Origin of the sequence: Streptomyces anatolicus (genome assembly GCF_019400875.1) — a bacterium.
In the GTDB taxonomy this organism is placed as follows: domain Bacteria; phylum Actinomycetota; class Actinomycetes; order Streptomycetales; family Streptomycetaceae; genus Streptomyces; species Streptomyces anatolicus.
This window is the reverse complement of sequence record NZ_WMBF01000031.1, coordinates 1-13777: the sequence shown is the minus strand read 5'-3', so window position 1 is coordinate 13777 and position 13777 is coordinate 1. Positions and strand designations below refer to the sequence as shown.

The following is a 13777-nucleotide window of genomic DNA, read 5'->3' as shown; positions in this document are numbered from 1 at the left end:
GTCACGGTACGCGGGGCTACGCCATCCGGTCAAACCGACCGCTGGAGCGAGACACTGTGCACAGCCTGTGGACAACAACTTGAACCGCAGCCGTCGCCCTGACTACCTTGGCTGAACTCCGATTCGTTCCCTTCCCCCTCCCCATCCCGATTTCCGTCCCAAGAACCACACCTTCGTGGGACCCCGTGAGAGAGCGTGCCCTGTGGCTGATGTACCTGCCGATCTTGCCGCAGTGTGGCCACGAGTTCTGGAACATCTGCTGGGTGAGGGGCGAGGTCAGGGCGTAGAGGCGAAGGACGAGCGGTGGCTCAGGAGCTGCCAGCCGTTGGCGCTGGTCGCCGACACCGCGCTGCTCGCCGTCCCGAACGAATTCGCCAAGGGCGTACTGGAAGGCCGCCTGGCGCCCGTGGTCAGCGAGACCCTGAGCCGCGAGTGCGGCCGCCCGATCCGCATCGCCATCACGGTGGACGACTCGGTGGGCGAACCCGGGGGCCCGCTCGCGCCGCCGGTCCAGCACCAGCAGGGCCAGCAGCAGTCGCACCAGCAGCGCTATGAGGAGCCCGAGCTGCCCTCCGGCTCCGGTCAGGGACGCGACTCGTACGACGGCTACGGGCGCCGCCCCTCGGACGAGCACCAGTCGGGCTCCCGGTCCGACCAGATGCCCAGCGCGCGCCCCGCCTACCCGGACTACCAGCGCCCGGGCCCCGGCGCGTGGCCCCAGCCGCAGGACGACTACGGCTGGCAGCAGCAGCGGCTCGGCTTCCCCGACCGCGATCCGTACGCGAACCCGGTCCAGCAGCCGCAGCACGACTACCGCTCGCAGCCGCCTCAGGACCGTTCGTCGTACGAGCAGCAGCGCTCCGACCAGCAGGACCGGCGTGAGCGCCACGACATGCCCGACTCGTCCGGTGATCACCGTGACCACCGCGATCACCGTGACCCGCGTGACCACCGCGACCCTCGCGACCACCGGGGCGGTGCCGGGCACGGCGGCCACGGCGTGCACCGGGGCGGCCCGGTGGGCCCCACCTCCTCGAGCGGCGCCCCCGGCCCGCTCGCCGCGCAGCCGGCGCCCGCGACGGGCCCCGGCGAGCCGACCGCACGGCTCAATCCCAAGTACCTCTTCGACACCTTCGTCATCGGCGCGTCCAACCGCTTCGCGCACGCGGCCGCGGTCGCCGTCGCCGAGGCGCCCGCGAAGGCCTACAACCCCCTCTTCATCTATGGGGAGTCCGGCCTGGGCAAGACGCACCTGCTGCACGCGATCGGGCACTACGCCCGCAGCCTGTACCCCGGCACGCGCGTGCGGTACGTCAGCTCGGAGGAGTTCACCAACGAGTTCATCAACTCCATCCGCGACGGCAAGGGCGACAGCTTCCGCAAGCGCTACCGCGAGATGGACATCCTGCTCGTCGACGACATCCAGTTCCTCGCGGACAAGGAGTCGACGCAGGAGGAGTTCTTCCACACCTTCAATACGCTCCACAACGCGAACAAGCAGATCGTGCTCTCCAGTGACCGGCCGCCCAAGCAGCTGGTCACCCTGGAGGACCGGTTGCGCAACCGCTTCGAGTGGGGGCTGATCACCGACGTCCAGCCGCCCGAGCTCGAGACGCGTATCGCCATCCTCCGTAAGAAGGCGGTGCAGGAGCAGCTGAACGCCCCTCCGGAGGTGCTCGAGTTCATCGCCTCGCGGATCTCGCGGAACATCCGTGAGCTGGAGGGCGCGCTGATCCGGGTCACGGCGTTCGCATCGCTGAATCGGCAGCCCGTGGACCTGGGGCTCACCGAGATCGTCCTCAAGGACCTGATCCCGGGCGGTGAGGACGCGGCGCCGGAGATCACGGCGACGGCCATCATGGCCGCGACCGCCGACTACTTCGGGCTGACGGTGGACGACCTGTGCGGATCCTCGCGCAGCCGCGTCCTGGTGACGGCGCGCCAGATCGCCATGTATCTGTGCCGCGAACTGACCGACCTCTCCCTGCCGAAGATCGGGGCGCAGTTCGGCGGCCGCGACCACACGACGGTCATGCACGCGGACCGCAAGATCCGCGCGCTGATGGCCGAGCGGCGCTCCATCTACAACCAGGTCACCGAGCTGACCAACCGCATCAAGAACGGCTGACAGCCGCCGCGATACGTCGCCGAGGGCGCCCTGGGACCACTCCCGGGGCGCCCTTTTTCGTCGCCCACGCACGCGTGGAGCCCCGTTCCGACCGCTTCAGGCCCTCGTACGACCGCGCAGGACCCCCGCCCGACCGCACAGGCCTCTCGTACAACAGGCTTCCGCTGTTCGATTTCCCCTGTTCAGACGAGGGTTCTCCACAGATGTTCGAACTTTTTCGCGTCCACACCCTGGGGACTGGAAAGTTGTCCAGACGCTGTCCACAGGGGACGCTGCTGAGAGATCATCAGGCCAGGTCAGCTGGTTGTGGATTCGTGGACGAAGACTGTCCACAGGGTGTGGATGAAAATCTTGTCCACAGGGTGTGCACGGCGTTGTCCACCGGCGGCCCACAGGCTCAGGCGTGTTGTCCCCAGCTTTCCCCAGCTTCTCCACACGGCTGTCCACTGTTCGGCAACGTGACGCGCCCCCTCACCGGGTCGAGTGAAAGGCGTCACACCAAGGTGGTCGGTTGGCCTGTGGGGAAGCTGGGTAAAGCTGGGGACAGCGCTGGGGAGAAGTGGCCCCTGCCTGTGCACGGGGTGTGCAGAACTTTTCGCCGTCCACAGAAACACCCGGTTGTCCACCGGCTCCGCCCACAGGCGCAGTGGATAAAAAACCCGTGCTGACCAGCGCATTCACGGTTATCCACCGTTTCCACAGGCCCTACTACTACTCCCAACTAGAGAGTCCGGGGAAATCGTTTGGAAGTGGGTCCTGTGCACAACTCGCGCTCCGGGCCTCCGACGCCGCTCGCCACGACTTGACCCCGACGGGCACCGACTGTCAGTGCCGTGCGTCAGACTGGACCCCGGTGTCCTTCCCACGGCATGGCTGAGAGACACCGAGTCAGACGACGAGGGCCACAGGCCCAGCGGGCGAGAGCAGCCAGCAACAGCAGGAGGGCGGCTTACGGTGAAGATCCGGGTTGAACGCGACGTACTCGCGGAGGCGGTGGCCTGGGCGGCGCGCAGCCTCCCGGCCCGGCCGCCTGCGCCCGTCCTCGCAGGCCTCCTGCTGAAGGCCGAGGAAGGCGCGCTGAGCCTGTCGAGCTTCGACTACGAGGTCTCGGCACGCGTCTCGGTCGACGCCGAGGTGGACGAGGAAGGCACGGTCCTCGTCTCCGGCCGGCTGCTCGCGGACATCTGCCGCGCGCTCCCCAACCGCCCGGTGGAGATCTCCACAGACGGTGTACGGGCGACGGTGGTCTGCGGCTCCTCGCGCTTCACCCTCCACACCCTTCCCGTGGAGGAGTACCCCGCGCTGCCGCAGATGCCGACCGCCACGGGCACCGTCCCCGGTGAGGTCTTCGCCTCCGCCGCCGCCCAGGTCGCCATCGCCGCGGGCCGTGACGACACGCTGCCCGTGCTGACCGGTGTGCGCATCGAGATCGAGGGCGACACGGTCACCCTGGCCTCCACCGACCGCTACCGCTTCGCGGTCCGCGAGTTCCTGTGGAAGCCGGAGAACCCCGAGGCGTCCGCGGTCGCCCTGGTGCCCGCCAAGACGCTCCTGGACACCGCCAAGGCCCTCACGAGCGGCGACACGGTCACCCTGGCGCTGTCCGGCTCGGGCGCGGGCGAGGGTCTTATCGGTTTCGAGGGCGCCGGACGGCGTACGACGACACGTCTGCTCGAAGGCGACCTGCCGAAGTACCGCACGCTGTTCCCGACCGAGTTCAACTCGGTCGCCGTGATCGAGACCGCCCCCTTCGTGGAGGCCGTCAAGCGCGTGGCCCTGGTCGCCGAGCGGAACACCCCGGTGCGCCTCAGCTTCGAGCAGGGCGTGCTGATCCTGGAGGCCGGTTCCAGCGACGACGCACAGGCTGTGGAGAGGGTCGACGCCCAGCTCGACGGCGACGACATCTCCATCGCGTTCAACCCGACGTTCCTGCTCGACGGTCTGAGCGCGATCGACTCCCCGGTCGCCCAGCTGTCGTTCACGACCTCCACGAAGCCCGCGCTGCTGAGCGGCAGGCCGGCCGTGGACGCCGAGGCGGACGACGCCTACAAGTACCTGATCATGCCGGTACGTCTGAGCGGCTGAGCCCACAGGTGTGTGCGTGCGTCCGGGCGTAGGCTCGGACGCAGGTACGAAAGTGCCGTAACGCCACGTCGCTAGTGAAGGAACCTCTCTGATGGAGCTCGGTCTCGTCGGCCTCGGCAAGATGGGCGGCAACATGCGCGAGCGCATCCGCCGCGCAGGTCACACCGTCATCGGATACGACCGCAACCCGGACCTCGCCGATGTCCACAGCCTGGAAGAGCTTGTGGGCAAGCTCAAGGGCCCGCGGGTGGTGTGGGTGATGGTCCCGGCCGGAGCCGCGACCCAGTCGACCATCGACGAGCTGTCCGAGCTGCTCGAGCCCGGTGACGTCGTCGTCGACGGCGGCAACTCCCGCTGGACGGACGACGAGAAGCACGCCGAGGAGCTGAAGGCCAAGGGCATCGGCTTCGTCGACTGCGGCGTCTCCGGCGGCGTCTGGGGCCTGGAGAACGGCTACGCGCTGATGTACGGCGGCGACAAGGAGAACGTCGCCAAGGTCCAGCCCGTCTTCGACGCGCTGAAGCCCGAGGGCGACTTCGGCTCGGTGCACGCGGGCAAGGTCGGCGCGGGGCACTTCGCGAAGATGGTCCACAACGGCATCGAGTACGCGATGATGCAGGCCTACGCCGAGGGCTGGGAGCTGCTGGAGAAGGTCGACTCGGTCACGGACGTCCGTGAGGTCTTCCGCTCCTGGCAGGAGGGCACGGTCATCCGTTCCTGGCTGCTCGACCTCGCGGTCAACGCCCTGGACGACGACGAGCACCTGGAGGGCCTGCGCGGCTTCGCCCAGGACTCCGGCGAAGGCCGCTGGACCGTCGAGGCGGCCATCGACAACGCCGTGCCGCTGCCGGCGATCACCGCGTCCCTCTTCGCCCGCTTCGCCTCGCGGCAGGACGACTCGCCGCAGATGAAGATGATCGCCGCGCTGCGCAACCAGTTCGGCGGCCACGCGGTAGAGAAGAAGTAATCCACAGCCTGTGCGTCGCGCACGGGCTTGCCGGGGGAGGTCGGCGCACACCATGCACGTCACGCATCTGTCGCTGGCCGACTTCCGGTCGTACGCCCGGGTCGAGGTCCCTCTCGACCCGGGCGTCACCGCGTTCGTGGGGCCCAACGGCCAGGGCAAGACCAACCTCGTCGAGGCCGTCGGCTATCTCGCCACCCTCGGCAGCCACCGGGTCTCCTCGGACGCCCCCCTGGTGCGCATGGGCGCCGAGCGGGCCGTCATCAGGGCCAACGTCCGCCAGGGCGAGCGGCAGCAGCTGATCGAGCTGGAACTCAACCCTGGCAAGGCCAACCGTGCCCGCGTCAACCGGTCCTCGCAGGTCAGACCCCGGGACGTCCTGGGGATCGTACGCACGGTGCTCTTCGCACCCGAGGACCTCGCGCTGATCAAGGGCGACCCCGGTGAGCGGCGCCGCTTCCTCGACGAGCTGATCACCGCGCGCTCCCCGCGGATGGCGGGCGTCCGGTCCGACTACGACCGCGTCCTGAAGCAGCGCAACACCCTCCTGAAGTCGGCCGCGCTCGCCCGGCGCCACGGCGGGCGCTCCATGGACCTGTCCACCCTCGACGTCTGGGACCAGCACCTCGCGCGCGCGGGCGCCGAGCTGCTCGCGCAGCGGCTCGACCTGATCTCGGCGCTCCAGCCACTGGCCGACAAGGCGTACGAGCAGCTGGCGCCCGGCGGCGGGCCACTCGCACTGGAGTACAAGCCGTCCGCGCCCGGCGACGGCCACACGCGCGAGGCGCTGTACGAGCAGCTGACCGCCGCCCTCGAAGAGGCCCGCAAACAGGAGATCGAGCGGGGCGTCACCCTGGTCGGACCGCACCGCGACGACCTGCTGCTCAAGCTGGGCCAGCTCCCGGCGAAGGGCTACGCGAGCCACGGCGAGTCCTGGTCGTACGCCCTGGCGCTGCGCCTCGCCTCGTACGACCTGCTCAGGGCCGAGGGCAACGAACCGGTGCTCGTCCTCGACGACGTGTTCGCGGAGCTCGACGCGCGCCGCAGGGAGCGGCTGGCGGAGCTGGTGGCCCCGGGCGAGCAGGTGCTGGTCACGGCGGCGGTGGACGACGACGTGCCGGGCGTGCTCGCCGGTGCGCGGTACGCGGTGGCGGAGGGCGCGGTGGACCGCGTATGAGCGACGAGAAGCCCGGCAAGGGGGACCCCGAGGGGGCGGCGCAGAAGACGCCCGAGCCCTCCGGCGTCGACCTGGCCCGGGTCGCCCTGCGGGCCGCGAAGGAACAGGCACGCGCGCGTGGGGACGCGGCGCAGCAGAAGAAGCAGGCCCGCCGCGGCGGGCTGCGCTCCGGGGCGCGGGCGGACGGGCGCGATCCGCTGCCGCTCGGCTCCGCGATCAACCGGCTGATCACCGAGCGCGGCTGGGAGACCCCGGCGGCGGTCGGCGGGGTGATGGGCCGCTGGCCGCAGATCGTCGGTGACGACCTGGCCAAGCACTGCGTCCCGCAGAAGTACGACGAGGACGAGCGCGTCCTGACCGTGCAGTGCGACTCGACGGCCTGGGCCACCCAGCTGCGCCTCATGGCCCCGCAGCTGGTGGCGCGCCTTAACGAGGACCTGGGCCACGGCACCGTGCGCCTCCTCAAGGTCCTCGGCCCCAACGGCCCCGCACAGCGCTTCGGGCCCCTGCGCGCCCCGGGCAGCACGGGCCCCGGCGACACCTACGGCTGAGGGCGCCGCCGACCGTAGCTGGCGGTTGACGTCCCGAAGCGCTGAGTGCCGCTGTGAGCCCTCTGGAGCCCCGCTCCGCATATGGGGAGTCGGCCGAGTCCGGTTCAGGGCGGCACATGAGGACTCAGGTACCGGCAAGCCCCCATCAATGTCAGTGCTACCGGTAGACTGGAAGCTAATCCCGCCCCACTTGTGGGACGCACCGAGCAACGCTGACTATCGCTGAACGACGCAGCCGCTCCGGCCACCGCCGGGAGCTTGGCTTGTGCTGTGCCAGAAAGGGCGCTTCGTGGCCGATTCCGGCAACCCCAACGAGAACATCCCGTCCACCGCCGCCGGCGAGAACGTCGAGGCCCCGCCCTCGTACGACGCCAGCGCGATCACCGTCCTCGAGGGTCTGGACGCGGTCCGCAAGCGACCCGGCATGTACATCGGTTCGACCGGTGAGCGCGGCCTGCACCACCTGGTGCAGGAGGTCGTGGACAACTCCGTGGACGAGGCCCTCGCCGGCCACGCGGACGCGATCGACGTCACGATCCTCGCCGACGGCGGCGTGCGCGTCGTCGACAACGGCCGTGGCATCCCGGTGGGCATCCACCCCGTCGAGAAGAAGCCGGCCGTCGAGGTCGTGCTCACCGTGCTGCACGCGGGCGGCAAGTTCGGCGGCGGCGGCTACGCCGTCTCCGGTGGTCTGCACGGCGTCGGTGTCTCCGTGGTGAACGCGCTCTCCACCAAGCTCGCGGTCGACATCAAGACCGACGGCTACCGCTGGACGCAGGAGTACAAGAGCGGCGTACCCACCGCCCCGCTCGAGCGGCACGAGGCCACCAGTGAGACCGGCACCTCGGTCACCTTCTGGGCCGACCCGGACGTCTTCGAGACGACCGAATACTCCTTCGAGACGCTGGCGCGGCGTTTCCAGGAGATGGCGTTCCTCAACAAGGGTTTGACGATCAAACTCACCGATGAGCGCGCGTCGGCGAAGGCCACGGTGGGTGCGGACTCCCCCGAGGCGACCGACGACGAGGCCCCCGAGGCCCGTACGGTCACGTACCACTACGAAGGCGGCATCGTCGACTTCGTGAAGTACCTCAACTCCCGCAAGGGCGAGGTCATCCACCCGACCGTCATCGACGTGGAGGCCGAGGACAAGGAGCGCCTGCTCTCGGTCGAGATCGCGATGCAGTGGAACTCGCAGTACACCGAGGGTGTGTACTCCTTCGCGAACACGATCCACACGCACGAGGGCGGTACGCACGAAGAGGGCTTCCGGGCCGCGCTGACGGGCCTGGTGAACCGCTACGCGCGCGAGAAGAAGCTGCTGCGCGAGAAGGACGACAACCTCACGGGTGAGGACGTCCGCGAGGGTCTGACGGCGATCATCTCGGTGAAGCTGGGCGAGCCCCAGTTCGAGGGCCAGACGAAGACCAAGCTGGGCAACACGGAGGCGAAGACCTTCGTGCAGAAGGTCGTGCACGAGCACCTGACGGACTGGTTCGACCGGCACCCGAACGAGGCCGCGGACATCATCCGCAAGGGCATCCAGGCCGCCACGGCCCGCGTCGCCGCCCGCAAGGCGCGCGACCTGACCCGCCGCAAGGGCCTCCTGGAGACCGCTTCCCTGCCGGGCAAGCTCTCCGACTGCCAGTCGAACGACCCGACGAAGTGCGAGATCTTCATCGTCGAGGGTGACTCCGCCGGTGGTTCGGCGAAGTCCGGCCGCGACCCGATGTACCAGGCGATCCTGCCCATCCGAGGCAAGATCCTGAACGTCGAGAAGGCCCGGATCGACAAGATCCTGCACAACCAGGAAGTCCAGGCCCTGATCTCGGCCTTCGGCACCGGTGTGCACGAGGACTTCGACATCGAGAAGCTCCGCTACCACAAGATCATCCTGATGGCGGACGCCGACGTCGACGGTCAGCACATCAACACGCTGCTCCTGACGTTCCTCTTCCGCTTCATGCGGCCGCTGGTCGAGCACGGGCACATCTACCTGTCGCGTCCGCCGCTCTACAAGATCAAGTGGTCGCGGGACGACTTCCAGTACGCGTACTCCGACCGCGAGCGCGACGCCCTGGTGGAGCTGGGCCGACAGGCCGGCAAGCGCATCAGGGACGACTCGGTCCAGCGCTTCAAGGGCCTCGGCGAGATGAACGCCGAGGAACTGCGCATCACCACGATGGACCAGGAACACCGCGTGCTCGGCCAGGTCACCCTGGACGACGCGGCACAGGCCGACGACCTCTTCTCGGTGCTGATGGGAGAGGACGTGGAGGCGCGGCGCTCGTTCATCCAGCGCAATGCCAAGGACGTCCGCTTCCTCGACATCTGAGTCGGCCCGTACAAGCCGCACCTCGAAAGGACTTTGACCAGCAATGGCCGACGAGAACACCCCTGTGATGCCCGAAGAGGAACCCGCCGTTCCCGGTGTGGGCATGCGTGTCGAGCCCGTCGGGCTCGAGACGGAGATGCAGCGCTCCTACCTCGACTACGCGATGTCCGTCATCGTCTCCCGCGCACTGCCGGACGTACGGGACGGCCTCAAGCCCGTCCACCGTCGCGTCCTGTACGCGATGTACGACGGCGGCTACCGCCCCGAGAAGGGCTTCTACAAGTGCGCCCGCGTCGTCGGCGACGTCATGGGCACGTACCACCCGCACGGCGACTCCTCGATCTACGACGCCCTGGTCCGCCTGGCCCAGCACTGGTCGATGCGGATGCCGCTGGTGGACTCCAACGGCAACTTCGGCTCCCCGGGCAACGACCCGGCGGCCGCCATGCGGTACACCGAGTGCAAGATGGCGCCGCTGGCCATGGAGATGGTCCGTGACATCGACGAGGAGACCGTCGACTTCACGGACAACTACGACGGCCGCAACCAGGAGCCGACGGTCCTGCCGGCCCGCTTCCCGAACCTGCTGATCAACGGCTCGGCGGGCATCGCGGTCGGCATGGCCACCAACATCCCGCCGCACAACCTCCGCGAGGTCGCGGCGGGCGCGCAGTGGGCCCTGGAGCACCCCGAGGCCACGCACGAGGAGCTGCTCGACGCGCTCATCGAGCGCATCAAGGGCCCCGACTTCCCGACCGGCGCCCTGGTGGTGGGCCGCAAGGGCATCGAGGAGGCCTACCGCACGGGCCGCGGCTCCATCACGATGCGCGCGGTCGTCGCGGTCGAGGAGATCCAGAACCGCCAGTGCCTGGTGGTCACCGAACTCCCCTACCAGACCAACCCGGACAACCTCGCGCAGAAGATCGCCGACCTGGTCAAGGACGGCAAGGTCGGCGGCATCGCCGACGTCCGCGACGAGTCCTCCTCGCGCACCGGCCAGCGTCTGGTCATCGTCCTGAAGAGGGACGCGGTCGCCAAGGTCGTACTGAACAACCTCTACAAGCACACCGACCTCCAGTCGAACTTCAGCGCCAACATGCTGGCCCTGGTCGACGGCGTGCCGCGCACGCTCTCGCTCGACGCGTTCATCCGCCACTGGGTGACGCACCAGATCGAGGTCATCGTCCGGCGTACGAAGTTCCGGCTGCGCAAGGCCGAGGAGCGGGCGCACATCCTGCGCGGCCTGCTCAAGGCCCTGGACGCCATCGACGAGGTCATCGCGCTCATCCGCGGCAGCCAGACCGTCGACATCGCGCGCGAGGGCCTCATGGGCCTGCTCTCGATCGACGAGATCCAGGCCAACGCCATCCTCGAGATGCAGCTGCGCCGCCTCGCCGCCCTGGAGCGCCAGAAGATCGTCGCCGAGCACGACGAGCTGCAGGCGAAGATCAACGAGTACAACGCGATCCTGGCCTCGCCCGCGCGGCAGCGCCAGATCATCAGCGAAGAGCTGGCGGCGATCGTCGACAAGTTCGGCGAGGACCGTCGCTCGGCGCTCGTGCCCTTCGACGGCGACATGTCCATGGAGGACCTGATCGCCGAGGAGGACATCGTCGTCACGATCACCCGCGGCGGCTACGTCAAGCGCACCAAGACGGACGACTACCGCTCGCAGAAGCGCGGCGGCAAGGGCGTTCGCGGCACGAAGCTCAAGGAAGACGACATCGTCGACCACTTCTTCGTGTCGACGACGCACCACTGGCTGCTGTTCTTCACCAACAAGGGCCGCGTCTACCGCGCCAAAGCGTACGAACTGCCCGACGCCGGACGCGACGCCCGCGGCCAGCACGTGGCGAACCTCCTCGCCTTCCAGCCGGACGAGCAGATCGCCGAGATCCTCGCGATCCGCGACTACGAAGCGGTGCCGTACCTGGTCCTCGCCACCAAGGGCGGCCTGGTCAAGAAGACCTCCCTCAAGGACTACGACTCGCCTCGCTCCGGTGGCGTCATCGCCATCAACCTCCGTGAGAAGGACGACGGTTCGGACGACGAGCTGATCGGCGCCGAGCTGGTCTCGGCCGAGGACGACCTGCTGCTCATCAGCAAGAAGGCCCAGTCGATCAGGTTCACCGCGACGGACGACGCGCTGCGCCCGATGGGCCGCGCCACCTCGGGCGTCAAGGGAATGAGTTTCCGCGACGGCGACGAACTGCTCTCGATGAATGTGGTCCGGCCGGGTACGTTCGTGTTCACCGCCACCGACGGTGGGTACGCGAAGCGGACCAACGTCGACGAGTACCGCGTCCAGGGTCGCGGTGGCCTCGGCATCAAGGCTGCCAAGATCGTGGAGGACCGCGGCGAACTGGTCGGCGCCCTGGTGGTCGAGGAAACCGACGAGATCCTCGCCATCACGCTGGGCGGTGGTGTGATTCGTACGCGAGTCAACGAGGTCAGGGAGACGGGCCGTGACACCATGGGCGTCCAACTGATCAACCTGGGCAAGCGCGATGCCGTGGTCGGCATCGCTCGTAACGCCGAGGCCGGGCGCGAGGCCGAGGAAGTCGACGGGGACATCGTCGTCGACGACTCGGACGGCGGCGAGCCGGCCGTCGGTACGGACGAGGGCACGGACTCCTCGGCCGAGTAGCGCGAGGAGTGAGTCATCGTGAGTGGAGCCACGGGTGCCGAGGCGAAGCGGTCCGGCACTACCGACAAGGACGGTGCCCGTGGCTCCGCCGCTGACGCACAGGACTCTGAGTCCGGATCCCAGGGGGGGACTGTGACGGACACCCGAGACGCCGATACGGCCGGCGGGGCGCTGCCCGGGGAGCGCAAGACCCAGCAGCAGGCGTCCCAGCCGTATCACCCGCCGCAGGCGTATCAGCAGGGCGCCGGGGGCGGCTCGGGCGCCCCGGCGGGCGCGGGCGCGGTGCGCAAGCCGCGGACGGGGGCGCGCACGGTGCCGCGTACGCGCAAGGCGCGGCTGCGGGTCGCCAGGGCCGATCCGTGGTCGGTGATGAAGGTCAGCTTCCTGCTCTCCATCGCGCTCGGCATCTGCACGATCGTCGCCGCGGCCGTCCTGTGGATGGTCATGGACGCGATGGGCGTCTTCTCGACGGTGGGCGGCACGATCTCCGAGGCGACGGGCTCGAACGAGTCCAACGGCTTCGATCTGCAGTCCTTCCTGTCGCTGCCGCGCGTCCTGACGTTCACCGCGATCATCGCGGTCATCGACGTCGTCCTGGCCACGGCGCTGGCGACGCTCGGTGCGTTCATCTACAACCTCTCCGCGGGCTTCGTGGGCGGCGTCGAGCTGACGCTGGCGGAGGACGAGTAACGGCGTCTTGACCGGGGCTGCGGCCCCGGTTCGCCTTGCTCCGCTCCCCGCGCGGCCATCGATTTTGGGACTGGCCCGCAGGTGCGCTAATCTTCAGGGGTCAGCGCGCGGGACACCACCGCAGCGCGGCGGGGCTATAGCTCAGTTGGTTAGAGCGCATCCCTGATAAGGATGAGGCCACAGGTTCAAATCCTGTTAGCCCCACAGTGGCATAGTGCCAGTCGGAAGGCCGGTAGATCTCAGGATCTACCGGCCTTCTGCGTTGTCGGGGCCCGGTCTAGTAGTGAGCCTGCGTGGGTGGGGTTCTACGTAGCGGTGCGGTTCGGGTTACGGCTCTGGGGCGGGGCCCGGCTCGTCGTTGGCGGTCTCAGCCTCGGCTTCCGTGTCCGTGGGGGGCAGGTGCCGGCAGCTGGGGGACGCGCCGTGGGCCTCGGCGCGGATGCGCTGCTTCATCGTGGGTGGCAAGGACCGTTCGTACGCCGCTGTCCAGAGGGCTGCCATGGCCGGGGTGGGTGCGCACTGCGTGGCGTTGCGCGCGTTCGTGGTCTCCTGTAGCGCCGTGGCCGCGGTGGCCGTCGTGGTGAGTCCCAGCGCGGCGAAGAGCGCGAGGAAGGCGGTGACGATCGTCGTCCACAGTTTCTTGGGCTTGTTGCCGGTCATGGCCCCTCAATTCGGGTTGGGCGATTTGCGTACTTTCCTCATGATGTGTATGCGGGGCCGAGAGTGAGGGACCGACGCTCGCGCGGCGCCGATGTTCAGATGAACACCACCCGGATGGCCCCAAAGGGCCCGAGAAAGCGGTAAGGGCGGCGAAAATCACAGCGTGGGGGCGTTTTGTGGAGCGCCGAGGTCCGTTTCGACTGCTGTCTGCGGGGCCGGAGTTGGGGGCGGATCCAGGTCACCGATCGATATCGATCGGTGTGTATAGTCGGGCGCCAGAAGTCCCCTACGTCAAGGAAAGACGAGGTCGCGCGGTGAAGAAGCTTCTCCTGGTCGCACTGGCCGCCATCGGCGGGCTCCTCGTGTACCGCCAGATCCAGGCGGATCGCGCCGAGCAGGATCTGTGGACGGAGGCGACTGACTCCGTGCCCACGGGTTCGTGAGTCATCGACACCAGTCTCTTCACAGGCCCCGGTCGCTTTTGCGGCCGGGGCTTTGTGCTGTGTAGGGGGCGTCGGGGGGGCTTGTTCGCTTGTGTGA

At 68.6% G+C, this 13777-nt stretch carries 9 protein-coding genes, 1 tRNA gene and 2 pseudogenes; 11 read left to right on the top strand and 1 reads right to left on the bottom strand.

Features of this window, described 5'->3' with window-relative positions; all coding sequences use genetic code 11:
• Nucleotides 1–202 precede the first annotated feature (202 nt).
• From GKQ77_RS34265 to GKQ77_RS05740, 10 genes and pseudogenes are all read left to right on the top strand, one after another.
• Nucleotides 203–866 (top strand): annotated as a pseudogene (locus tag GKQ77_RS34265) (chromosomal replication initiator protein DnaA); the annotation flags it as partial.
• Nucleotides 867–988: 122 nt separating this feature from the next.
• Nucleotides 989–2128 (top strand): annotated as a pseudogene (dnaA, locus tag GKQ77_RS34260) (chromosomal replication initiator protein DnaA); the annotation flags it as partial.
• A 954-nt stretch (nt 2129–3082) separates the two neighbouring features.
• The gene (gene dnaN, locus GKQ77_RS05775) at nt 3083–4213 is read left to right on the top strand and encodes a DNA polymerase III subunit beta (protein ID WP_125513955.1); all 1131 of its coding nucleotides are present in this window, start codon (nt 3083–3085) and stop codon (nt 4211–4213) included.
• 91 nt (nt 4214–4304) lie between these two features.
• Entirely contained in the window at nt 4305–5180 is an 876-nt protein-coding gene (gnd, locus tag GKQ77_RS05770; RefSeq protein WP_219687617.1) for a phosphogluconate dehydrogenase (NAD(+)-dependent, decarboxylating), read from the top strand.
• A 52-nt stretch (nt 5181–5232) separates the two neighbouring features.
• On the top strand, nt 5233–6354 hold the full coding sequence (gene recF, locus GKQ77_RS05765; RefSeq protein ID WP_219687616.1) for a DNA replication/repair protein RecF: 1122 nt from the start codon (nt 5233–5235) through the stop codon (nt 6352–6354).
• Nucleotides 6351–6905, top strand: a complete 555-nt coding sequence (locus GKQ77_RS05760; RefSeq protein WP_219687615.1) for a DciA family protein — start codon at nt 6351–6353, stop codon at nt 6903–6905. The genes recF and GKQ77_RS05760 overlap by 4 nt, the downstream gene beginning before the upstream one ends.
• A 265-nt stretch (nt 6906–7170) precedes the next feature.
• A complete protein-coding gene (gyrB, locus tag GKQ77_RS05755) occupies nt 7171–9240 on the top strand; it encodes a DNA topoisomerase (ATP-hydrolyzing) subunit B (protein WP_219687614.1) in 2070 nt (689 codons plus the stop codon).
• A gap of 43 nt (nt 9241–9283) precedes the next feature.
• Nucleotides 9284–11887: a DNA gyrase subunit A gene (gyrA, locus tag GKQ77_RS05750; protein ID WP_219687613.1), complete on the top strand. Its 2604-nt coding sequence runs from the start codon at nt 9284–9286 to the stop codon at nt 11885–11887.
• A gap of 18 nt (nt 11888–11905) precedes the next feature.
• On the top strand, nt 11906–12577 hold the full coding sequence (locus GKQ77_RS05745; protein WP_219687612.1) for a DUF3566 domain-containing protein: 672 nt from the start codon (nt 11906–11908) through the stop codon (nt 12575–12577).
• 130 nt (nt 12578–12707) lie between these two features.
• Nucleotides 12708–12781 (top strand) — tRNA-Ile (locus GKQ77_RS05740).
• A 123-nt stretch (nt 12782–12904) separates the two neighbouring features.
• Here GKQ77_RS05740 and GKQ77_RS05735 read toward each other — a convergent pair.
• Entirely contained in the window at nt 12905–13237 is a 333-nt protein-coding gene (locus GKQ77_RS05735; protein WP_219687611.1) for a DUF6344 domain-containing protein, read from the bottom strand.
• Nucleotides 13238–13551: 314 nt separating this feature from the next.
• Between GKQ77_RS05735 and GKQ77_RS05730 the strand changes: the two genes are divergently transcribed.
• Nucleotides 13552–13680: a DLW-39 family protein gene (locus GKQ77_RS05730; RefSeq protein WP_003999697.1), complete on the top strand. Its 129-nt coding sequence runs from the start codon at nt 13552–13554 to the stop codon at nt 13678–13680.
• The last annotated feature ends 97 nt before the right edge of the window (nt 13681–13777 follow it).

Excerpts from the sequence above, each read along its gene's own strand:
- gnd (WP_219687617.1), top strand. The coding sequence starts at position 4,305 with ATGGAGCTCGGTCTCGTCGGCCTCGGCAAGATGGGCGGCAACATGCGC.
- recF (WP_219687616.1), top strand. The coding sequence starts at position 5,233 with ATGCACGTCACGCATCTGTCGCTGGCCGACTTCCGGTCGTACGCCCGG.
- GKQ77_RS05760 (WP_219687615.1), top strand. The coding sequence starts at position 6,351 with ATGAGCGACGAGAAGCCCGGCAAGGGGGACCCCGAGGGGGCGGCGCAG.
- gyrA (WP_219687613.1), top strand. The coding sequence starts at position 9,284 with ATGGCCGACGAGAACACCCCTGTGATGCCCGAAGAGGAACCCGCCGTT.
- GKQ77_RS05735 (WP_219687611.1), bottom strand. The coding sequence starts at position 13,237 with ATGACCGGCAACAAGCCCAAGAAACTGTGGACGACGATCGTCACCGCC.